The 24856-nt window shown below is 76.4% G+C and carries 6 protein-coding genes; all 6 read left to right on the forward strand.

The annotated features are described in order from the left end of the window. The first annotated feature begins 32 nt into the window (after positions 1-32). Entirely contained in the window at positions 33-1082 is a 1050-nt protein-coding gene (locus ACZ5OX_RS20305; RefSeq protein ID WP_465631653.1) for an NAD(P)-dependent alcohol dehydrogenase, read from the forward strand. 66 nt (positions 1083-1148) lie between these two features. Further along, positions 1149-2975 carry a glycoside hydrolase family 15 protein gene (locus tag ACZ5OX_RS20310; protein ID WP_465631655.1) on the forward strand — a complete coding sequence of 609 codons (1827 nt, stop codon included), beginning with the start codon at positions 1149-1151 and terminating at the stop codon, positions 2973-2975. After that, positions 2972-4339, forward strand: a complete 1368-nt coding sequence (locus tag ACZ5OX_RS20315) for a glucose-6-phosphate dehydrogenase (protein WP_465631657.1) — start codon at positions 2972-2974, stop codon at positions 4337-4339. The genes ACZ5OX_RS20310 and ACZ5OX_RS20315 overlap by 4 nt, the downstream gene beginning before the upstream one ends. An 8-nt stretch (positions 4340-4347) precedes the next feature. Further along, a complete protein-coding gene (locus ACZ5OX_RS20320; RefSeq protein ID WP_465631659.1) occupies positions 4348-4899 on the forward strand; it encodes a gluconokinase in 552 nt (183 codons plus the stop codon). Between the two features lie 814 nt (positions 4900-5713). Next, positions 5714-7081, forward strand: a complete 1368-nt coding sequence (locus ACZ5OX_RS20325) for a serine hydrolase domain-containing protein (protein ID WP_465631661.1) — start codon at positions 5714-5716, stop codon at positions 7079-7081. A 130-nt stretch (positions 7082-7211) separates the two neighbouring features. Beyond that, positions 7212-24854: a non-ribosomal peptide synthase/polyketide synthase gene (locus ACZ5OX_RS20330; RefSeq protein WP_465631663.1), complete on the forward strand. Its 17643-nt coding sequence runs from the start codon at positions 7212-7214 to the stop codon at positions 24852-24854. The last annotated feature ends 2 nt before the right edge of the window (positions 24855-24856 follow it).

The following is a 24856-nucleotide window of genomic DNA, read 5'->3' on the forward strand; positions in this document are numbered from 1 at the left end:
CGTGGTGGCGCGGCGACAGGAAGGACGGGCCAGTGAAGGCCTTCGTGATGAAAGAGATCGGGCGGGTCGGCTTCCTGGAGAAGCCCGTGCCGCGGCCCGGTCCGAACGACGCCGTGGTGCGCACGACCCGGGCGCTCATCTGCACCTCCGACTCCCACACCGTCAAGGGCGGCATCGGCCCCCGGGAGAACCTGACCCTCGGGCACGAGGCGGTCGGCGTGGTGCACGAGGTGGGCGGCGAGGTGAAGGACTTCCGCCCCGGCGACCGGGTGCTGGTCGGCGCCATCACGCCCGACTGGGGAGACCTCGCCTCCCAGAACGGCCACCCCTCGCAGTCCGGCGGGCCGCTCGGCGGCTTCAAGTTCGCGAACCTCAAGGACGGGGTCTTCGCCGAGTACTTCCACGTGAACGACGCGGACGCCAACCTCGCCCGGATCCCCGACGCCATCTCCGACCAGGACGCGGTCTACTGCGCCGACATGCTCTCCACCGGCTTCATGGGCGCCGAGCACGGCGCCATCCCGGTGGGCGGGACGGTCGCCGTCATCGCCCAGGGGCCGGTCGGCCTGATGGCGACGGCCGGGGCCCGGCTGCGCGGCGCCGGCCTGGTCATCGGGGTCGAGTCGGTGCCCAGCCGGCAGAAGCTCGCGCGGACGTACGGGGCGGACGTGATCGTGGACTTCACCCGGGAGGACGTGGTCGAGCGGATCATGGAGCTGACCGGCGGGCAGGGCGTCGACACCGCCATCGAGGCGCTCGGCGCGGACGCGACCTTCCAGACCTGCGTCAAGGTCACCAAGCCCGGCGGCACCGTCTCCAACACCGGCTACTTCGGCGAGGGCGAGTTCGTCCGCATCCCGCGCGTCGAGTGGGGCGTCGGCATGGCGGACAAGACGATCGCGACGGGGCTCTGTCCGGGCGGCCGGCTGCGGATGGAGCGGCTCCTGCGGGTGCTCGCCGGCGGGCGCCTCGACCCGTCGCACATGACGACCCACGAGTTCGCCTTCGACGACATGGAACGGGCCTTCGAGGTGTCGGACAAGAAGCTGGAGGACGTCGTGAAGGTGATGATCACCTTCTGAACCAGCCCCCCCCGCGGACCGTGTCCGCGGTGATCGAACCCCCCGGCGCTGCGGAAGCGAGGCGGCATGTACGACCCCGATCCACCGTTCCGGCCGGTCCGCCGGCGCGCGGGCTACCTGCCGCTGGAGGACCTCGGCCTGATCGGGAACGGCGCGACCGCCGCGCTGGTCGGCCTGGACGGCGCCATCCCGTGGATGTGCCTGCCCCGGTTCGACTCCGAACCGCTGTTCTGCGGCCTGCTGGACCACGCCCGGGGCGGGCACTTCACCCTCGCCCCGGAGGAGCTGGTCGAGGCCAGGCAGCGCTACGAACCGGACACCGGCGTCCTGATCACCGAACTGCGCTGCCCCACCGGCCTGGTGCGCGTCACCGACGCGCTGACCGTGCGCACCGGCGCCGACCTCACCGACGACGCCCCCGCCGACCGCGGCGAACTGGTGCGCTCGGCCGTGGTGGTGGACGGGAGCGTCCGGCTGCGGGCGGAGCTGGAGCCGCGCGGCGGCGCCCAGGCCCGGGCCCTGTTCAGCGGACTGGAGGTCCGGCCGAACCGGCGCCCGGACCTGCGGCTCCACCTGCGCTCCAACCGCCCGCTGAGCGGCCTGCACAGCAGCCACGAGCTGCGCCGGGGCGAACACCTGGACCTGGTGCTCTCCTGGGGCCGCTTCCACCGGCACCACCGCTTCGACGCCGAGGCGACCCTGAAGGGCACCGCCGAGGCCTGGCGCCGCTGGATGGGGCACTTCGCGTACGACGGCCCCCAGGAGCCCCTGGTCCGGCGGGCCGCGATCACGCTGAAGCTCTGCGACGACTGGGCCAACGGCTCGCTGGTCGCGGCGCCCACCTCCTCGCTGCCCGCGCCGATCGGCGGGATCCGCAACTGGGACTACCGCTACAGCTGGATCCGCGACGCCGCGTTCGCGGTGTTCGCGCTGCGCCGGATCGGCTTCCGCGGCGAGGCCGACGCCTTCCTCGGCTGGGTCCTCGACGCCTTCGAGGCCAGCCGGGGGCCCCGGATCATGTACGACCTGCGGGGCGGCCTGGTGCCGGAGGAGGTCGAGGACGGCGAACTGGAGGGCTACCAGCGCTCCGCGCCGGTGCGCTGGGGCAACGGCGCGGCCGACCAGCGCCAGCACGACGTCTACGGCGAGATCCTGGACTGCGCCGACCAGTGGCTGCGGGCCGGCGGCGAGATCCAGCCCGGGCTGTGGGACGGCCTGGCCGGGCTGGCCGACACCGCCGCGCAGGCCTGGCGGCAGCCGGACCAGGGCATCTGGGAAGTGCGCAGCGAGGGCCGGGTGTTCACCTACTCGGCGGGCCTGTGCCAGGTGGCCCTGGACCGGGCCGCGCAGATCGGCGAGCGGCTCGGCCTGCCCGCCCGGACGGACCTCTGGCGCGCCTCGGCCGAGGAACTGCGCCGGCTGATCCTGGAGCAGTCCTGGGACGAGGACGCCAAGACCCTCAGCGCCCACCTGGACGGCGGCGGCACGCTGGACGCGAGCCTGCTCGCGCTCCCGCTGCGCCAGGTGGTGCCGGTCGACCACCCGCGGATGGTGGCGACCGTCGCGGCCGTCACCGAGCGGCTGTCGGCGGGCGGCGGGCTGCTCTACCGCTACCTGCACGAGGAGTCCCCGGACGGCCTGCCGGGCGACGAGGGCGCCTTCGTGCTGTGCAGTTTCTGGCTGGTCGACAACCTGGTCGGCCAGGGCCGGATCGACGAGGCCGAGGAGCTGTACGCCTCGCTGTGTTCCCGGGCGAGCCCGCTGGGGCTGATGTCCGAGCAGATCAACCCGTCCACAGGAGAGTTCATGGGCAACTTCCCCCAGGCGTTCAGCCACATCGGGATCATCGCCGGCGGCGTCAGCCTCGGCCGGGCCAGGGGCGGGCGGGGATGATCGACCGGCTCGCGATCCTCGGCGCGACCGGGGACCTCAGCGCCCGCTTCCTGCTGCCGGCGCTGGCCGCGCTGCGGGCGGCGGGGCACGTCGGCGACTCGCTGCGGGTGACCGGGGCGAGCCGGGAGGACTGGGACACCGGGCGGTACCGCGCCTGGGCCGAGGAGCGGCTCCACCGGCACGGCGGGGACCTCCCGGCCGACGCCAGGGAGGCGGTGCTCGACGCCCTGGACTACCGGCGGGCCGACGTCACCGACCCGGCCGACGTCGCCGCGGTGGTCGCCGGCGAGGGGCCGGTGGCCGTCTACCTGGCGCTCCCGCCGGCGCTCTTCCCGGCCGTGGTCACCGCCCTGCACGCGGCGGGCCTGCCGGCCGGCAGCCGGATCGTCCTGGAGAAGCCGTTCGGCGAGGACCTGGCGGGCGCGCAGGAGCTGAACCGGCTGCTCGCCGACCTGGTGCCGGAACAGGCGGTGTTCCGGGTCGACCACTTCCTGGCCATGACGACCGTCCAGAACGTGCTCGGCAGCCGGCTCGCCAACCGGGTGCTGGAACCGATCTGGAACAGCACCCACATCTCCCACGTGGACATCGTCTGGGACGAGACGCTGGCGCTGGAGGGCCGGGCCGGGTACTACGACCACGTCGGGGCGCTCAAGGACATGGTCCAGAACCACCTGCTGCAGCTGCTCTGCCTGGTGGCGATGGAACCGCCGATCACGCTCGGCGAACGGGACCTGCGCGATCGCAAGGTGGACGTGCTGCGCTCGGTGCGGCCGCTGACCGAGCACGACGTGGTGCACCGCACCCGGCGGGCCCGCTACCTGCCCGGCCGGATCGGCGAGCGTGAGGTCCCCGCGTACGCCGCGGAGGAGGGCGTCGACCCGGAGCGCCGTACCGAGACCTTCGCCGAGGTGGAACTGCGGCTGGACAGCTGGCGGTGGGCCGGCACGACGTTCCGGCTGCGCAGCGGCAAGGCCCTGGGCGAGGACCGCAAGGAGGTCGCGGTGCACTTCCGCCCTGTGCCGCACCTGCCGTTCGGCCACAGCGGGGAGGCCCGGCCCAACGTGCTGCGGTTCGAGCTGGAGCCGGAGGGGCTGGCCCTGGAGCTGACCGGCATCGGCGCCCACGCCCACGGGCTGGCGCCGATCCTGATGACCGCGGGGATGGAGCCGCAGCAGCTGCCCGCCTACGGCCGACTGCTGCTGGACGTCCTGAACGGGGATCCGGCGCTGTCGATCCGCGGCGACGAGGCCGAGGAGGCCTGGCGGGTGCTGGAACCCGTGCTGACCGGCTGGGAGCGGGGCCTGGTTCCGCTGGACGAGTACCCGGCCGGGTCGCAGGGGCCGCCCGCGACGTGGCGGTAGGCGCTGCGATGCCCCTCGGTGGTGAGCGCCGCGCCCCGTGCGTCGTGGTCATGGGGGTGGCCGGCACGGGCAAGTCCACGGTGGCCAGGCTGCTCGCGGAGCGGCTGGGGGTGCCCTTCGCGGACGGGGACGACTTCCACCGTCCTGGCGCCATCGCCCGGATGGCGGCCGGCATCCCGCTCGACGACGCGCGGCGCGGGCCCTGGCTGAGGTCCGTCGGGCGGTGGCTGGGCGAACGGGACGCGGCGGGCGGCGGCGGGGTGATCACCTGTTCCGCGCTGAAGCGGCGCTACCGGGACACCCTGCGGGAGGCCAGCCCGGACGCCTTCTTCCTGCACCTGACGGGCAGCCGCGAGCTGCTGATGGAGCGGATCGGCGGGCGCACCGGCCACTTCATGCCGCGGTCGCTGCTCGACTCGCAGCTCGCCGAGCTCGAGCCGCTCCAGCCGGACGAGCGGGGCGCGGTGCTGGACGTCGGCCCGGCTCCCGGCTCGCTCGTCGAGGAGGCCCTGGGGCTGCTGCCGGGGCCGGATGGTGTCACTCGCGGCACATCCGATTGATTCCGTCGCGTTCCGCCCCATCCGTCACAGGCGCCCGGGAAATCACTCGGATATTGCCGCGAATGATTGTTCGAGTGACTGGTGAGATCTGAACCTTGTATTTTCAGCCAAAGAATGTGCGCCCTCATCGGCCGTTCCGGCCACGGCCGGGAGTCGCACCTGGGATTTTGGGGTTCCGATTACCGCTGGAGTCGCTTTCCGTTCAATCGGTAGGGGTTGCGAGCGGCTGAGCCGCCGTGAAGACTGTTGCGCGTTCGCCGTCCGGACGTTCGGGACGGCAGGGATTGCGCGACTCCTCGGCCGCGTCGGCGCGTACCGCGCGGCGGGTACGGGGGCGGATCGCGAATAAGGGGGATGGACATGCCGGATACGGCCATTGTGCAGGTGGGGGCCGGGAGAGCGGTCCGTCGACGGGGGACGGGTTTCTGTTGGACCGTTCCGGTGGGGTAGGGGTATTCGGTCGGTTCGCGGTTCACCGCGCGCCCTTGTGCGGGGCCGCCGTTCACCGCCCGGCGGAGGAATTCCGGTCGCATTCGCACTGCCCGCCCCGGGCGCGACGGTGCGTCCCCGGAACGGCTCCGCGTGGCCGGTGCGGCGCCCGGTCGGCGGGTGCCCGGGGAATCCCGTTCCCGGGGCGGCCGGCCGGCGCGGGCCGGGCGTGCGCCGAATCCCCTCGTTCCCCCGCGTCCTGAAGCGGGCGCATCGAGCAGTCGGCACCGAAGGCCGGGGAATTCCCGCTGTGCCGCACACCAATCCGCAATTCCACCGCGGCGCCCGGCGCGCCCGCGGCCGAGAACCAGTGGGAGCTTCCGCCATGCCGTACGCCAGCCCGGCGCCCGTCCGAGAACGGGCGTCGTTCCTCCCGCGCGGCGAGCTGCAGCAGCGGCTCGACGCGCTCGCGCGGACCCACCGGGTGCCCGGTGCCCAACTGGTGCTGGACACCGGCGCGGAGACCGTCGCCCTGCACACCGGGGTGGCGGACACCGGCACCGGGGAGCCCTTCACCGAGGACACCGCCGTTCCGGTCGGATCGCTCACCAAGCCGTACACCGCCGCGCTGGTGATGCTGCTCGCCGACGACGGCGACCTCGACCTCGACGAACCGGCGGCCGAGTACCTACCGGAGCTGAGACAGCTGCCCGAAGTAACGATTCGCCACCTGCTTGGCCACACCGGCGGACTGCCCACCGGGCCGGACTCCGACGCCGCCGCCCGCACCACCGCGACGCGCTACCTCTCCGCCGTGTGCACCGCCCAGGACGCGCTGTTCCGGCCCGGGACGGACTTCTCCTACTCCAACGCCGGCTACGTCGCCGCCGGGCGCCTGGTCGAGACGGTGACCGGGATGCCCTGGCGCGAGGCGGTGCGCGCTCTGCTGCTCGAACCCTTCGGCACCACGGCGGTGTTCGTCGACACCGCCGCCCCCGGGCGGCCCGTCGCCACCGGCCACGCGCTCAACGCCGCGACCGGCCTGGCCCGGGCGGTCCGGCAGAACCTGGCCCCGCTGGAGGCCCCGGCCGGCGCCCTGCTGGCGAGCGCCGCGGACCTCGCCGCCCTCGGCGCCGCCCTGGTCGGCCGGGCCAAGGCACTGCCCCCGGACGTCGCCGAGCTGATGCGCCGCGCCCTGCCCGGCGCCCGGCCCGGAGCGCTCGCGGACGGCTGGGGCGCCGGAGCAGCGCTCTACCGGCAGGACGGCCGGCTCTGGTGCGGCCACGACGGCAACGCCATGGGCACCTCCTGCCACCTGCGGGCCGACCCGGACAGCGGCGTCGTGGTCGCCTTCACCGGCAACGCCGGCGCCGCCACCGCGCTCTGGCGGGAACTCGCGGCCGAACTCCAGGAGTCGGCCGGGGTGCGGGTGCCCGCCGCGATCGATCCGGTGGGCGCGGCCGGCCCCGTGCCGCTCGCCGAGGCCGCGGCCCTGGCCGAGTGCGCGGGCGACTACCGCAACGGTTCGATCCGCTACCGGGTCGAGTCCGCCGGCGACGGACCGGCCACCCTCTCGGTGGACGGCGACCTGCCGCTCCCGCTGCGCTGCTACTCCGACCTCTCCTACGACCTGCTCGACCCGGACACCGGCCGCCCCGAGCCCGGTGGCCGCTTCCACCGGGACGCTTCCACCGGCCGGATCGACCGGGTGCAGGTCTCCGGCCGCACGGCCCGCCGGGCCGCCGCCGGCTGAACCGGCCGGCCCCGCCGCCGCCGTAACCCCGCACTCCCGTACCACCGCCACACCGTTCCCCGGGCCCGAGGGGCGGCTACCGCCTGCCCCGGTGCCCTCGTCGTCGCCCCCATCGGAAGGACCTTCCGCCATGGCCGACCGGCCTGCCCAGCCCGTGCGCCCGCCCGCTCCGCCGCAGGCCGGCGGCACCGTCGAAGCCCCGGGAGCCGTCGCACCCCGGACCCTCGACGCGCTGTTCGCCGCCCAGGCCGCCCGCACGCCCCACGCCCCCGCGGTGACCGACGGCCGGCGCGCCTGGACGTACCGGGCCCTCGCGGAACGCGTCGAGCGGCTGGCCCGCGAGCTGCGCCGGCGCGGCGCCGGACCGGAGCGCACGGTGGCGCTGGTCCTGCCGCGCTCCATGGAACTCGTCGCCGCCGAACTGGCCGTCGTCCGGGCGGGCGCCGCCTTCCTGCCCGTGGACCCGGCCTACCCCGCCGAGCGGCGGGCGCTGATGCTCGCCGACGCCGATCCCGTGATCGTGCTGGACGACCCGGCCGCCGTCCGCGACACGCTGGAGACGGGCGACCCGGGCGACCCGGCGGCCGTCCGCGACACGCCGGAGACGGACGACTCGGGCGTCCCGGCCGTGGCGGGCACCGACCACCCGGCGTACGTGATCTACACCTCGGGCTCCACCGGCACCCCCAAGGGCGTGGTCGTCACCCACCGCGGGATCGCCGGCTTCACCGCCGCCGCCGTCGAGAACTACGCGGTCGGGCCCGGGGACCGGGTGCTCCAGTTCTCCTCGCCCAGCTTCGACGCCTCCGTCCTGGAGCTGTTCGTCTCCGTCCTCACCGGCGCCACCCTGGTGATCCCCCCGGACGGCCCCTGGCTGGGCGAGGAACTCGCCGCCGTCCTGGACGAGCACCGCATCACCCACACCCTGATCCCGCCCGCCGCCCTGGCCACCGTCCCCGCCGGCGCCGGCCACCACCTGCGCACCCTGATCGTCGGAGCCGAGGCCTGCCCCGCCGAACTGGTCGACCGCTGGGCGCCCGGCCGACGCATGATCAACTCCTACGGCCCGACCGAGGCCACCATCGTCGCCACCTGGACCGGACCGCTCACCGCCGGCACCGGCACCCCCGGCATCGGCGACGCCCTGCCGCACGCCCGGGTGTACGTCCTCGACGAGGCCATGCGGCCCCGACCGGCCGGCGTCGACGGAGAGCTGTACCTCGGCGGCGAGGGCGTCGCCCGCGGCTACCTCGGCCGCCCCGGCCTGACCGCCGCGCGCTTCGTCGCCGACCCCTTCGGCCCGCCCGGCGCCAGGCTCTACCGCACCGGCGACCGGGCCCGCCGGAACGCCGACGGGGAACTGGAGTTCCTCGGCCGGCTCGACCGGCAGGTCAAGGTCCGCGGCTTCCGGATCGAGCCCGGCGAGATCGAGGCCGCGCTGCGCGCCCACCCCGCCGTCGACCAGGCCGTCGTCATCGTCCGCGAGGACGAGCCGGGACACACCCGGCTGGTCGGCTACGCCACGCCCGCCGACCCGGGGCACGCCCCCGACCCGGCCGAGCTGCGTACTGCCCTGGCCGCCGCGCTGCCCGCCCACCTGGTGCCCGCCGCCGTCGTCGTCCTGGACGCGTTCCCGCTCACCCCACAGCTCAAGATCGACCAGCGGGCGCTGCCCGCGCCCGCCCGGCGCACCGCCGCCGCACCGCTCGCCCCGCGCACCGGGCGGGAGCGGGACCTGGCCGCCATCTGGGCCGAGGTCCTCGGCCTCGACGCGGTGGGCGCCGAGGACGACTTCTTCGACCTCGGCGGCGACTCCGTCCTCGCCGCCCGCACCCTGACCCGGATCGCCGAACGGCTGGGCGCCCGGCTCACCCTGCGGGACGTCTTCACCGCCCGCACCGTCGCCGCCCTCGCCCCGCTGCTCGACCAGCCGGCCACCGCCGCACCGAACGAGCCCGTCCCGCCCGCCCCGCGCGGCGAACCGCTGCCGCTGTCCAGCGCCCAGCGCCGGCTCTGGTTCCTGGACGACCTCACCCCCGGCGGCACCGCCAACAACACCGGCGTGGCCCTGCGGCTGCACGGCCCCCTCGACCGGGCGGCCCTCGGCCGGGCCCTGCGGCGGCTCACCGCCCGGCACGACTCGCTGCGCACCACCGTCGCCACCGTCGACGGACGGCTCGTCCAGCGGGTCGCCGACCGGGCCGAACCGCCGCTGCGCACCGAGGACCTCGGCACCCTGCCCGCCGGGGAGCGCGCCGCGGCGGCCGAACGCCTGCTCGCCGAGGAACTGGCCCGGCCCTACGACCTGACCACAGGCCCGCTCACCCGGCTGCTGCTGATCCGGCTCGCCGCCGACGAGCACCTGCTGCTGCTGGCGCAGCACCACATCGTCACCGACGGCTGGTCGGTGGGCGTCCTCACCCGCGAACTGGCCGAGCTCCACCGGGCGGAGGCCGCCGGCGAACCGGACACCCTGCCCGCCCCCGCCCTCCAGTACCCCGACTACGCCCACTGGGAGCAGCGCCGCCGCACCGGCCACGCACCGGACCTCGCCTACTGGAAGCGCACCCTGGCCGGCCTGCCGACCCTGCGGCTGCCCACCGACCGCCCCCGGCCCGCCCAGCGGGCCGGCCACGGCGCCGCGCACCGCCACCACCTCCCGGCCGGGCTGGTCGAGCGGCTGCGCCACCTCGCCGCGGGCCGCGGCGCCACCGTGTTCACCGTGTTCGCCGGGGCGTCCGCGCTGCTGCTCTCGCGTTACTCCGGCCAGCGGGACGTGGCCCTCGGCACCGTCACCAACGGGCGGGAGCGGCGGGAACTGGAGGAGGTGACCGGCTTCTTCGTCAACACCGTGGTGCTGCGCGGCGACGTGGACGAACGGGCCACCGTCGACCGCTTCGTGGAGGGCATGCGCGCCACCCTGCTGGACGCCTTCGCCCATGCCGAGGTGCCCTTCGACCGGGTGGTCGAGGAACTGGCCCCGCCCCGCGACCCCAGCCGGACCCCGTTGGTCCAGGTCGTCGTCGTCCAGCAGACCCCCACCACCCCGGCGCCCACCGGCGGACTGCGCTTCACCGACCACCCGCTGCCCCGTCCGGCCGCCCGCTTCGACCTGGTGCTGGAGTTCACCCCCGACGAGGCCGGCGGCTGCACGCTGACGGTGGAGTACGACACCGACCTGTTCGACCGGCGGACCGTGACCGCGCTGGCGGACCGGCTGCACCACCTGCTGGCCGGGATGGCGGACGGGCCGCAGCGCACCCTCGCCGAACTGCCGATGATCCCCGAGGAGGAGCAGCGGGCGCTGCTCGACGCCCGGAAGGCACCCGTGGAACTCCCGGGCGCCCTGGCGGCCGCCCTTCCCGGGTGGACCGGGGCGTACGTCCTCGACCGCGGCCTGCGCCCCCAACCGGTCGGAGTTCCAGGCGAGTTGTACCTCTCCGGTGACTTCCCCGAGCAGCCGGGCGAAGGCGGTGAGCGGTTCGTCGCCGACCCGTACGGCGCGCCGGGGGAGCGGCTGCACCGCACCGGGGAACTGGTGCGGTGGACGGCCGACGGCGAACTGGAGCACCTCGGCCGGGTCGAGCACCGGGCCGAGCCCCGGGGGTCACGGACCGACCCGGAGGAGGCGGCGGAGGCGCTGCGGCGCTGCCCGGGCGTGGCCGAGGCCGCCGCCGTCCTCGCCGAGGGCACCGGGCGGCTGGTCGGCTACGCCGTGCCCGTCCCCGGCGGCCGGATCGAGCCCGAGGCGGTGCGTCGCACCCTCGCCCTGACCCTGCCCGACCACCTGGTCCCCGCCGTCGTGGTGCCGCTGACCGCCCTGCCGCTGGGCCCCGACGGCACCCTCGACCGCGGCCGGCTGCCCGCCCCGGGACCGGCCGCCTCCGCCACCCGGCACGTCGCCCCCCGCACCCCCGCCGAACGCGCGCTCGCCGGCATCTGGGCCGAGGTGCTGCGGCTGGAGCGGGTCGGCGCCGACGACAACTTCTTCGACCTCGGCGGCGACTCCATCCTCGGCATCCAGGTGGTGGCCCGCTCCCGGCAGGCCGGACTGGCGGTGACCTCCCGGGACCTCTACCGCCACCAGACCGTCGCCGCGCTCGCCCTGGCCGCGGAGGACGCCCAGGCCCCGGCCGCCCCCGCGCCCGTCGCCGCCACCGGCGACGCCGTACCGACCCCGATCCAGCGCTGGTGGTTCGAGCGGGCCGCCGGCCGGGCCGGCCACTTCGGCCAGGCGCTCTCCCTGCTGCTGCCCGAGGACCTCGACCGGGCGGCGCTGGAGGAGGCCCTGAACGACCTGGTCGCCCACCACGACGCGCTGCGCTCGGCCTTCACCGCCCCGGACGACACCGGGGCCGTCCGGTGGCGGATCCGGCAGCCGGCCGCCCGGATCACCCTGGCCCGGCACACCGGCCCGGACCGGGACACCCCGCACTTCGGCCCGTACGACCTGGGCGGCGACGGGCCGCTGCTGCGCGCCGTGCTGCACGAGCGCGCCGAGGGGCGCCCGCCCGTCCTGCACCTGGCAGTCCACCACCTGGTGGTGGACGGGGTCTCCTGGCGGGTGCTGCTGGAGGACCTCGACACCGCCTACCGCGCCCGCCGGGACGGCCGGGACGGGGCCGCCGCGCTGCCGGCGAAGTCCTCCCCGCTGCGGCAGTGGGCCGAGCGGCTGAGCGCCTTCGCCGCCGGGGGCGGCTTCGAGGACGAGAGCGCCTACTGGGCGCGGGCCGTCCCCGCGCACGGCGCCGAGCCGTTCGCGGCGGAGCTCGCCGGCCCGGACACCTACGCCACCGAACGCTCCGTCACCGTCCGGCTGAGCGCCGCCGACACGGCCGCCCTGCTGCGCACCCTGCCCGACACCTACCGCACCCAGGCCAACGACGTGCTGCTGAGCGCGCTCGGCCGGGCGTTGTGCGGGGAGAGCGGGCTGGAGCGGGTCGTGGTGGACGTCGAGGGCCACGGACGCGAGGAGCTCTTCCCCGACCTCGACCTCAGCCGCACGGTCGGCTGGTTCACCACCCGCCACCCCGTCGCCCTGGCCGTCCCCGCCGGAGCCGACTGGGACACCGTCCTCAAGCAGGTCAAGGAGCAGCTGCGCGCCGTCCCCCGGCGCGGCCTCGGCTTCGAGGCGCTGCGCCACCTCGGCCGCCCCGGCACCGCGCCCGAGATCCCGCCGGCCCGGATCGGCTTCAACTACCTGGGCCGCATCGCCCTGCCGGACGACCCGGACGGGCTGTTCCGCGGCACCTTCCGGCCGCTGGAGCTGGACGCCGACCCGGCCGTCGAACGCCCCCACCCGCTGGAGGTGGTCGGCCGCCTGGACGGCGACGCGCTGGAGTTCACCTGGTTCCACTCCGCCGCCGTCCACCGCGGCGGGACCGTCGAGGCACTGGCCCGGCGCTTCGCCGCGGAGCTGGCCGACCTCGCCCGCCACGCGGCCGGCCCCGGCGCCGCAGGGCGCACCCCGTCCGACTTCCCGCTGGCCCGGCTCGACCAGGCGGCGGTCGACCGGATCGCCGGCGCCGACCCGGGCGCGGTGGAGGACGTCCTGCCGCTCACCCCGACCCAGTCCGGCATGCTCTTCCACAGCCTCGCCGAGGAGGACAGCGGCGCCTACTTCCAGCAGCTGGACTTCGTCCTCGACGGGGTGCCCGACCCGGCGCGCCTCGCCGAGGCCTGGCAGTGGGTCACCGACCGCACCGCGGTGCTGCGCGCCCACGTCCGCTGGCAGGAGGTGCCCGAGCCGCTGCTGGTGGTGCACCGCCGGGTGGCCGTGCCGGTCACCCACCTGGACTGGCGCGAGCTGCCCGAGGAGGAGCGCCGCACCCGGACGGCCGAACTGCTGGACCGCGACCGGGCCCGCGGCCTCGACCTGGCGAAGGCCCCGCTGCAGCGGCTGCTGCTGATCCGGCTCTCGGAGGGCCGGGTGCGGGTGCTCTGGTCCTTCCACCACCTGGTGCTGGACGGCTGGAGCCTGTTCCAGGTGCTCTCCGACGTCTTCGCGGTGCACGCCGCCCTGGCCGGCCCGGGAGCGGACGTCCCGTACGGCAGCGTGCCGGAGCGCCGCCCCTACCGCGACTACCTGGCCTGGCTGGCCGAGCGCGACCACGCCGAGGCCGAACGGCACTGGCGCACCCGCCTCGCCGGACTGGCCGAGGCCACGCCGCTGCCGTACGACCAGGAGCCGGTGCGCAGCCACCGCGCGGAGTCCACCCGGGCCGTGCCGTTCACCCTGCCCGCCGCCGCGACCAGGGCCCTGGAGGACCTCGCGCGCGGCTCCGGGCTGACCCTCAACACGCTCGTCCAGGGCGCCTGGGCGGTGCTGCTGGGCCGCCAGGCCGGGCGGGCCGAGGTGGTGTACGGCACCACCTCCTCCGGGCGGCCGCCCGAGCTGCCCGGCGTCGAGACGATGACCGGCCTGTTCATCACCACCCTGCCGACCCGCACCACGCTGCCCGCCGACGGCACCCTGCTCGACTGGCTGCGGACCCTCCAGCGCGAGCAGAGCGAGGACCGGCGGCACGGCTTCGTCCCGCTCGTCCGGATCCGGTCCTGCACCGAACTGCCCGAGCAGACCGCCCTGTTCGACAGCCTGGTGGTCTTCGAGAACTACCCGGTCGACGAGGACGCGGCCGACGCCCACGGCCTGCGGCTGCGCGACCTGGACGGCATCGAGACCACCAACTACCCGCTCGCCCTGCTGGCCTACCCGGGCCCGGAACTGTCGCTGCGGCTCTGCTACGACCCGCGGCTGTTCGACGAAGCCACGGTGCGCCGCCTCGCCGGGCAGCTCACCGCCGTCCTGGCGGGCCTGCCCGAGGGCGCCCACCGCCCGCCCGCGCGGCTGCCGCTGCTGACCGGGCAGGAGCGCCGGCGCGTCCTGGTCGACTGGAACGCCACCGCCGCCGAGGAGCCCGCCGCCGACATCGCCGAGCTGTTCGCCGCCCAGGTGCTCCGCACCCCCGGCGCGATCGCCGTGGAGGCCGGCGACCGCCACCTGACGTACCGCGAACTCGACGCCCTGGCCGCCGAGCTGGCCGCACGGCTGAGCGCGCACGGGGTCCGGGTCGAGCAGCCTGTCGGGGTGCTGATGGAACGCTCCGTCGACCTGGTCGTCGCCCAGCTGGCACTGGTCCGCACCGGCGGGGTGTACGTGCCGCTGGACGGCCGGGCACCGCGCGAGCGGCTGCACCGGATGCTGGCCGAGGCCGGCGCCGACCTGCTGCTCACCGACGCCCACCGGGCGGGTGCGGCCGCCGAACTGCGCCCCGCCGAGCGGGTGCTGCGGGTGGACCTGCCCGGCGACCGGCAGGCCCCGGCCCCGGCCCCGGCGGCCGTCCACCCCGACAACGTCCAGTACCTGATGTTCACCTCGGGCTCCACCGGCACCCCCAAGGGCGTCGCGGTGCGCCGCCGGGACGTCGCCGCACTCGCCCTGGACCGCGCCTTCGCCGGCCACGACCGGGTGCTGGTGCACTCCCCGCACGCCTTCGACGCCGCCACCTACGAACTCTGGGTGCCGCTGCTGCGCGGCGGCACCGCCGTCCTCGCCCCGCCGCAGGACCTGGACGCCGCCGCCGTCCGGCACGCCGTCACCGAGCGGGGCGTGCGCTTCCTGTGGCTGACCGCCGGCCTGTTCCGGCTGCTCGCCCAGGAGGACCCGGGCTGCCTGCGCGGCGCCCGCGAGGTGTGGACCGGCGGCGAGGCGGTGCCCGGCGCCGCCGTCCGCAAGGTCCTGGCGGCCTGCCCCGGCCTCACCGTGGTCGACGGCTACGGCCCGACCGAGACCACCACCTTCGCCACCCGCCGGGCCTTCCGGGCCGGCGACGACCTGCCCGCCGTCCTGCCGATCGGCCGCCCGCTGGACAACACCCGGGTGTACGTCCTGGACGGCGCGCTCCAGCCGCAGCCCCCGGGCGTCACCGGCGAGCTGTACATCGCCGGGGCCGGCCTCGCCCGCGGCTACGCGGGCCGCCCCGGCGAGAGCGCCGCCCGCTACCTCGCCGACCCCTTCGGCCCGCCCGGCGGCCGGATGTACCGCACCGGCGACACCGTCCGGTGGAGCGAGGACGGCGAACTGCACTTCGTCGGCCGCGCCGACGACCAGATCAAGATCCGCGGCTTCCGGATCGAACCCGCCGAGATCGAGGCCAGGCTCACCGCCCACCCGGCCGTCGCCGAGGCCGTCGTCTCGCTGCACCAGGACGCCGGACGCAAGCGCCTCGCCGCCCACCTGGTCCCCGCCGAGGGCGCCGAGCCGCCCGGCGCCGCCGAACTGCGCGCCCACCTGGCCGCCGACCTGCCCGACTACATGCTGCCCGCGGCCTTCGTCACCCTGCCCGAACTCCCGCTCACCGCCAACGGCAAGGTGGACCGCCGCAGGCTCCCCGCCCCCGACTGGTCGGCCGGCGGCGACCGCCCCCACCGCGCCCCCGGCACCGACCGCGAACGGCTGCTCGCCACGATCTGGTCCGAGCTGCTCGGCGTCGAACGGGTCGGGCTGGACGACGACTTCTTCCTGCTCGGCGGCGACTCCATCCTGAGCATCCAGGTCGTCTCCCGGGCCCGCGCCGCCGGACTCGCGCTCTCCCCGCGCGACCTCTTCCGGCACCCCACCGTCGCCGCCCTGGCCGCGGCCACCGGCAGCGCCGTCACCGTGGCCGGCACCGAACCCGTCAGCGGCGAGGTCGGCCTGACGCCGATCCAGCACTGGTTCCTCGACCCGAACCCGCCGCACGCCGGGCAGTTCGACCAGTCCGTCGTGGTGGAGGCCCCCGGCGCCGTCGACCCGCAGGCCCTGCGCCGGGCGCTGGCCGCCCTGTGGGCGCACCACGACGCGCTGCGCTCCCGCTTCACGCGTGCCGAGGACGGCACCTGGCGGCAGCACTGCGCCCCCGCCGACGAGGCCGCGCCCGAACTGCTGGAGGTGTGCGCGCCGGGCGCCGCGGACGAGGCCGCGGACCGCTCCTTCCGGCTGGACGACGGCCCGCTACTCACCGCGCGTCTCCTCACCGGCGACCGCACCCGGCCCGACCGGCTGCAGCTGGCCGTCCACCACCTGGCCGTCGACGGCGTCTCCTGGCGGGTCCTGCTGGAGGACCTGGAGACCGCCTACCGGCAGGCCGTCGAGGGCCGCCCGCTGCGGCTGCCCGCCCGCACCAGCTCCGTCCGGGAGTGGGCCCGCCGGCTGGCCGGGCACACCGCGGCCGGAGGCTTCGCCGGGCAGCGCGCCCACTGGGCGGCCGCCGCCCGGGCCTGCGCCGAGCCGCTGCCGGTGGACGGCGAGGGCGGCAACACCGCCGCCGACCTGCGCGAGGTGACCGTCCGGCTGGACCGCGAACGCACCGACGCCCTGCTGCGCCACGTCCCCGCCGTCTACCGCACCCGGATCGACGACGTGCTGCTCACCGCGCTCGGCCGGGTGCTCGCCGACTGGACCGGACGCCGAACCGTCGCCGTCGGCCTGGAGGGCCACGGCCGCGAGGACCGCCTGTTCGACGGCCTCGACCTGTCCCGTACGGTCGGCTGGTTCACCTCGCTCTTCCCCGTCGCCCTGGACGTCCCGGCGGGCGACTGGGGCACGGCGCTCAAGGCCGTCAAGGAACAGCTGCGGGCCGTGCCCGACCGCGGCCTCGGCTACGGCGCGCTGCGCCACCTCGCCCGGGACGAGGCGCTCACCGACGCGCCCGCCCCCGGCATCAGCTTCAACTACCTGGGCCGCTTCGACTGGTCCGCCGACGGCGCCGCCCTGGTGCGCGCCGTCCCCGGCGGCCTCGGCGGCACGGAGGCCCCCGGCACCGAGCGCCCCCACCTGCTGGACGTCGTCGCCCGGGTCGAGGACGGCCGGCTGGAGATCGGCTGGTACTTCAGCGCCGGCCGGCACCACGCGAGCACCGTCGACGGGCTGGCGCGGGCCATGCTGGGCGCGCTGGAGGAGATCGTCGCCCACTGCGCCGAGCCCGGCGCCGGCGGCCGCACCCCGTCCGACTTCCCGCTCGCCCGGCTCGACCAGGCGGCCGTGGACCGGATCGCCGGGGACGGCCGATCCGTCGCCGACGTCTACCCGCTGACGCCGATGCAGGCCGGGATGCTCTTCCACAGCCTGCTCGACCCGGACGGCGACACCTACGTCAACCAGGTGCAGCTGGTGCTGTCCGGGGTCACCGACCCGCACGCGCTGGCCGAGGCCTGGCAGCAGACCGCCGACGCCAACGCCATCCTGCGCACCGGGCTCAGCTGGCAGGACGGCGCCGAACCGCTCCAGGTCGTCCGGCACCGGGCCGCCGTCCCGGTGACCCACCACGACTGGAGCGGCCGTCCCGCCGAGCAGGTCGAGCGGGACACCGCCCGGCTGCTCGCCGAGGACCGTGCGGCCGGGCTCGACCTCGGCGCCGCGCCGCTGCTGCGGCTGACCCTGATCCGGCTGACCCCGACCCGGGTGCGGGTGGTGTGGACCTTCCACCACGTGCTGCTCGACGGCTGGAGCGCCGCCCAGGTCTTCGACGAGGTCTGCGAGCGCTACGCCGCCCTCACCGCCGGCCGCGCCCCCGCCCCGGTGGAGCGCGCGCCCTACGCCGACTACCTGCGCTGGCTGGCCGGCCAGGACCGGGCGCAGGTCGAGCGGTACTGGCGCGACACCCTGGCCGGCTTCCCCGCCCCCACCGAACTGCCCCGGGACCGCCGCCCGGCCGGCGCCCACCGCGCCTCCTCCTCGGCCTCGGTGCGGGTCGCGCTCGGCCCCGAGCTGTCCGACCGGCTGCGCGACACCGCCCGGCAGGCCGGGCTGACCGTCAACACCGTGCTCCAGGGCGCCTGGGCGCTGCTGCTCTCCCGCTACGGCGGCGGGCAGGACGTGGTCTTCGGCACCATCGTCTCCGGCCGGCCCGCCGAACTCCCCGGTGTCACCTCGATGGTGGGGCTGTTCATCAACGCCCTGCCGACCCGGGTGCGGATCGACGCCGCCCGCCCGCTGCTGGAGTGGCTGCGGGAGGTGCAGGACCAGCAGTCCGAGGGCCGCCGGCACGACGCCGTCTCGCTGGCCCAGCTCCAGGGCTGGAGCGAACTGCCCGGCGGCACCGCCCTGTTCGACAGCATCGTGGTCTTCGAGAACTACCCCTTCGACGCCGAGTCGCTGACCAGGCACGGCCTCGGCGTGGAGACCGAGCACGTGCTGGAGCCGACCAGCTACCCGCTCAGCGTGGTGGTGGCACCCGGCGCGGACATCGAGGTCAGCCTGGACCACGATCCGGCCGCCTTCGACACCGCCACCGTCGAACGGCTCGGCGCGAGCCTGCGCACCCTGCTCGCCGGGATGGCCGCCGGCCTCGACCGGGCGGCCGGCGACCTGCCGCTGCTGGACCCGGCCGAGGGGCGCGCCCTGCTGGAACGCCTCGCCGGCCCGGTCCGCGAGGCGCCCCGGCGGACCGTGCCGCAGGCCTTCGCCCGGCAGGCCGCCCGCACCCCCGACGCCCCGGCCGTCCGCTCCGGCGACGAACAGCTGACCTACCGGGAGCTGGACGAACGCTCCAACAGGCTGGCCCGGCTGCTGATCGAGGCCGGGGCCGGCCCCGAGCGCTTCGTCGCGCTCGCCCTGCCCCGCACCGTCGAGCTGGCCGTGGCACTGCTCGCGGTGCTCAAGAGCGGCGCCGCGTACCTGCCCGTCGACCCCGGCTACCCGGCCGAGCGGATCGCCTACCTCTTCGAGGACGTCCGGCCCGACGCCGTGGTCACCGGCGCCGACGCCGGGCAGCGGCTGCCGGACGGCCCGTACGCCCGGATCGTCCTGGACGACCCCGCCTGCCGGGAACGGCTCGCCGCCGCCCCCGCCGAGCCCGTGCGCGAGGAGGAGCGGCACGGCGCCCTGCTCCCGGAGCACCCCGCGTACGTCATCCACACCTCCGGCTCCACCGGCCGCCCCAAGGGCGTGGTGGTCGCCCACGCCTCGGTGCTCGCCCTGACCGACTGGGCCGCCGCCGAGTTCGCCGGCCACGGCCTGGAGCACGTGCTCGCCGCCACCTCGCTCAACTTCGACGTGTCGGTGTTCGAGATCTTCGCGCCGCTGCTCTCCGGCGGCCGCGTGGAACTGCTGCGCGACCTGCTGGCCCTGGCCGAACGGCCCGGTCCGCTGCGGGCCGGCCTGCTGAGCGCGGTGCCCTCGGCCCTCGGCGGACTGCTCGCCGACGGCGCCGTCCACCTCGCCGCTGACACCGTGGTGCTGGCCGGCGAGGGACTGCCCGCCCGCACCGTGCGCCGGGTCCGCGAGGCCGTCCCCGGCTGCCGGGTGCTCAACGTCTACGGCCCCACCGAGGCCACCGTCTACGCCACCGCCCACACCTGCGACCCCGCCGACCCGGACCGCGACCCGCCGATCGGCCGGCCCGTCGGCGGCGCCCGCGCCTACGTCCTGGACGAGCGGCTGCGCCCGGTGCCCGTCGGCGCGCCGGGGGAGCTGTACCTGGCCGGCACCGGCGTGGCGCGCGGCTACCTGCGCCGCCCCGGGCTGACCGCCGGGCGCTTCCTGCCCGACCCGTACGGCCCGCCCGGCAGCCGGATGTACCGCACCGGCGACCGGGTGCGCTGGAGCGCCGACGGCGAACTCGACTACCTCGGCCGCGCCGACGACCAGGTCAAGGTGCGCGGCTTCCGGATCGAACTCGGCGAGGTCGAGGCCGCGCTGGCCCGCCACCCGAGGGTGGCGGCCGCGGCCGCCCGGGTGGTCGACCAGGACGGCCACAAGCGGCTGGTCGGCTACGCGGTGCCGCGCGACGGCGCGCTGCCCGACCCGGCCCAGTGGCGGGACTTCCTCGGCCGCACCCTGCCCGACCACCTGGTGCCCGCCCTGGTGGTGCCACTGGAGCGGCTGCCGCTCGGCGCCACCGGCAAGCTGGACCGGCGCGCCCTGCCCGTCCCAGTCCCCGCGGCCCAGGGCGCCGGGAGCGACCGGCAGCCGGGCACCGACACCGAGCGGGCCCTCGCCGCGATCTGGCGCGAGGTGCTCGGCGTGCCCGAAGTGAACGCCGACGACAACTACTTCGCCCTCGGCGGGGACTCCATCCTCGGCATCCAGATCGTCTCGGCGGCCCGCCGGGCCGGCCTCGCGCTGACCCCCCGCCACCTGTTCGCCCACCAGACCCTGGCCGAACTCGCCCGCGCCGCCGAACGGTCGCCGCGCCCCGAGCCGACCGCCGACCAGGGCGCCGTCACCGGCGACGCCCCGCTCACCCCCGTCCAGCACTGGCTGCTGGACACCCTCGACGGCGACCCGGCCCGGCTCACCCAGTCCGTCTCCTACATCCTCGCCCCCGACACCGACGAGCCCACCCTGCGCGCCGCCCTGGCCGCCGTCCTGGACCACCACGACGCCCTGCGGATGCGCTACGAACCGCTCGCCGACGGCCGGTGGCGCCAGCACGGCACCGCCCCCGGCCAGGCCCCCGACCTGCGCGTCCACGAGGCCGCCGGGGGCGAGCAGCGGGAGGCCGTCCTGCGGGAGCTCGGCGAGCGCCTGGCCGACGGCTTCGACCTGGCCGCAGGACCGCTGCTGCGGGCCGCGCTCTGCCGCTTCCCCGGCGACCCCCGCCCGGTGCTGCTGCTGGCCGCGCACCACCTGGTCGTCGACGCGGTGTCCTGGCGGATCCTGCTGGAGGACCTGGAACGCGCCCACCGCGCCCTGGCCGCGGGCGAGCGGCCCGACCTCGGCGCCAAGACCACCTCCTTCCGGGCCTGGGCCGAGCGGCTCGCCGCGCACACCACGGCCGGCGGCTTCGACCAGGAACTCCCGTACTGGCAGGGCCTGGTGGACGACACCCCGCCCACCGACCGGGACGGCGCCAACACGGCCGACACCGAGGAGTCGCTGACCTTCGCCCTGGGCGCCGAGGACACCCGCCGGCTGCTCCAGGACGTCCCCGACGCCTACCGCACCCGGGTCAACGACGTCCTGCTCTGCGCCCTCGGCCGGGTGCTGGCCCGCTGGACCGGACGCAGCCGGGTGCTGGTCGCCCTGGAGGGCCACGGCCGCGAGGACCTCCTCGACGGCGTCGACCTGTCCCGCACCATCGGCTGGTTCACCACGATGTACCCCGTCGCCCTGGACGTGCCCCCGGGTGCCGACACCGGCACCGCCCTGAAGGCCGTCAAGGAGAGCCTGCGCGCCGTCCCGGGCGGCGGCCTCGGCCACGGCGCCCTGCGCCACCTGCGGCCGGTGCCGGGCCTGGCCCTGCCGCGGATCGGCTTCAACTACCTGGGCCGGCAGGACCGGACCGCCACCCCCGGCGGCCTGCTGCACGCCCCGGCCGGCCCGCTCACCGGCGGCATGGACCGCACGGCCCGCCGCCCCCACCTGCTGGACGTGCTCGGGCAGGTCGCTGAGGGCCGGCTCTCCTTCACCTGGTCCTACTCCCGCGCGGTGCACCACAGGGGGACGGTCGCCAGGCTGGCCGCCGAACTGCTGGACGAGCTGCGCGAGATCGTCCGCCACTGCGCCGAACCCGGCGCCGGCGGCCGCACCCCCTCCGACTTCCCGCTGGCCGGCCTCGACCAGGCCGCCGTCGACCGGCTGGCCGGCAGCGGACGGGAGGTGACGCAGATCCAGCCGCTCACCCCCACCCAGACCGGCATGGTGGTGCACGGCCTGGACGAGGCCGAACACGGCCTGTACGTCGAGCAGATCACCTTCGTCCTGGACGGCGCCCGGGACGTGGGCCTGCTGGCCGCCGCCTGGCAGCACGTCGTCGACCGCACCCCGGTGCTGCGCACCTCCGTGGTGCTGCGCGACGTCCCCGTACCGCTCCAGCTGGTCCACCGTGAGGCCGCGCTGCCGGTCACCGAACACGACTGGAGCGCCCTGACCGCGGCCGAACAGCGCGACCGGCTGGAGGAGTTGCTCGCCGACCGCCGGGGCCGGCCGCTCGCCCTGGACCGGGCCCCGCTGCTGCGGCTCGACCTGATCCGGCTCGGCCCGGACGCCGTCCGGGTGGTGTGGGAGTTCCACCACGTGCTGCTGGACGGCTGGAGCGTCTTCCACGTCCTCGCGGACGTGCTGGCCGCCCACGCCGCCCTCGCCCGCGGCGAGCGGCCCGCCCTGCCCGAGCGCCGGCCCTTCGCCGACTACGTCGGCTGGCTCGCCGCCCGCGACACCGCCGCCGCCGTCGAGCACTGGCGCGGCGTACTGGCCGACCTCACCGCCCCCACCGCGCTGCCCTACGACCGCCGGCCCGCCCAGGGCGACACCGCCCGCTCCGGGGACTGGCTCTCGCACCGGCTGGACGAGGCGGCCACCGAGCGGCTCCAGGAGTTCGCCCGCCGCCACCGGCTGACCCTCAACACCGTGGTCCAGGGCGCCTGGGCGCTGCTGCTGTCGCGCTGGAGCGGCGAACGGCGGGTCTGCTTCGGCACCACCGTCTCCGGCCGGCCCGCCGACCTGCCCGGCTCCGACGGCATCGTCGGCCTGTTCATCACCACCCTGCCGGCCCGGGTCGCCGTCGACGGACGGCAGCCGTGCGCCGACTGGCTGCGCGCCCTCCAGGAGGAGCAGGCCGAGGACCGCCGCCACGACCACCTGCCGCTGGCGCGGATGCACGGGCTGAGCCAGGTCCCGCCGGGCACCGAGCTGTTCGACAGCCTGGTGGTCTTCGAGAACTACCCGGTCGGCGACGCCACGGCCGGCGCGTACGGCCTGCTGGTGCGCGAACTGGACGCCCGGGAGGCCACCAACTACCCGCTCACCGTGGTCGTCTCGCCCGGCGAGCGGCTCGCCGTGGAACTCGGCCACGACCCCCGCCACCTCGACCGGGAGACCGCGGGGCGCCTCGCCGACCAGCTGCTGCACACCCTGTCCGCGCTGGCCGACTCGGACGGCACCACCCCGCTGGACGAGCTGGACCTGCTGCCGCCCGGCGAACGCGAGCGGCTGCTGCGCGGCCCGGCCCGCCCGGCGCTCGCCCCGGTGCCCCCGGCGACCCTGCCCGCCCTGGTCGAGGCCGCCGCGGACCGGTGGCCGCAGGCCGTCGCCCTGAGCGCCGCCGGCCGGGAGCTGACCTACGCCGAGGCCGAGGCCCACGCCGACCGCCTCGCCCACCGGCTGATCGCGCGCGGCGCCGGCCCCGGGGAGATCGTCGCCCTGCTGCTGCCCCGCTCGGCGGACACCGTGCTCGCCGAACTGGCCGTGGCGAAGACCGGCGCCGCCTTCCTGCCCGTCGACCCGCACTACCCCGAGGAGCGGATCGCGGCGATGCTGCGCGACGCGGCGCCCGCCCTGACCCTGGACGCCAAGGACGTCGCCGAACTCCTGGCCGCCTCGCACGGCGCCCCGGACCACCGCCCGACCGACGCCGACCGGACCCGCCCGCTCGACCCGGACGACCCGGCCTACGTCATCTTCACCTCCGGCTCCACCGGCACCCCCAAGGGCGTCGTGGTCACCCACCGCGGCCTCGCCGCCTTCGCCGCCGCCGAGGCCGAGCACTACCGGATCGCCCCCGGGGACCGGGTACTGGCCTTCGCCACCCCCAGCTTCGACGCCTCGGTGCTCGAACTGTGCCTGGCCCTGCCGCACGGCGCCCGGCTGGTGGTGCCCGAGCCAGGCCCTCTGCTCGGCGCCCGACTGGCCGCACTGCTGCGGGCGGAGGACATCACCCACACCCTGCTGCCGCCCGCCGCCCTGGCCACCCTGCCGGCCGACACCCCCGGCACCCTGCCCGCGCTGAAGACCCTGATCGTCGGCGCCGAGGCCTGCGGCGCCGACCTGGTCGCCCGCTGGGCCCCGCACCACCGGATGGTCAACTCCTACGGCCCCACCGAGGCCACCGTGGTCGCCACCTGGTCCGCGCCGCTGACCGCGGACGGCGCCGCCCCGCCGATCGGCCGCCCGCTGCCCGCCACCGGTGCCTACGTCCTGGACGCCCGGCTGCGGCCGGTGCCCGACGGCGTCCCCGGCGAACTGTGGCTCAGCGGACCGGCCCTGGCCCGCGGCTACCTCGGCCGCCCCGGCCTGACCGCCGCCCGCTTCACCGCCGACCCGTACGGGCCGCCCGGCACCCGGATGTACCGCACCGGGGACCTGGTGCGCCGCGACCGCCACGGCGAACTGCACTACCTGGGCCGCACCGACCACCAGCTCAAACTGCGCGGCCACCGGATCGAGGCCGGCGAGGTGGAGGCCGTGCTGACCCGCCACCCGGCCGTGCTGGACGCCGTGGTGAGCATCCGGGAGGACGAGCCCGGGCTGCCCAGGCTGGTCGCCCACCTGCTGGCCGCCCCCGGCACCGAACCGCCGACCGGCGCCGAACTGCGCGCCCTGGCCGCCCGCTCGCTGCCCGGGCACATGGTGCCCTCGGCCTTCGCCGTGCTGGAGCGCTTCCCGCTCACCGCGAGCGGCAAAACCGACCGCGCCGCCCTGCCCGCCCCCGCACCGGAGGAGACCGGGCCGGCCGGACGGGTCGCGCCCCGCACCCCCACCGAGGAGGCGGTGGCGGAGATCTGGGCCGAGACCCTGCACACCGCCGTCGGCGCCACCGACGACTTCTTCCAGCTGGGCGGCGACTCCATGCGTGCCCTGCTGATCGCCTCCCGGGCCAACGACGCCTTCGGCGTCACGCTCACCCCCCGCGACGTGCTGGTCTCCCGCACCGTGGCCGCCCTGGCCGACCTGGTGGAGGACCTGGTGCTCAGCGAACTCGAAGCCGCCGCGCTGGACGGACCGGAGGAGTCCGCCCTCGGCAACCCCGACGAAGCCGCCGACTCCGGCCGCCCCGACGATGACGAACGGTGAGG

Source organism: Kitasatospora sp. NPDC032121 (assembly GCF_055580145.1).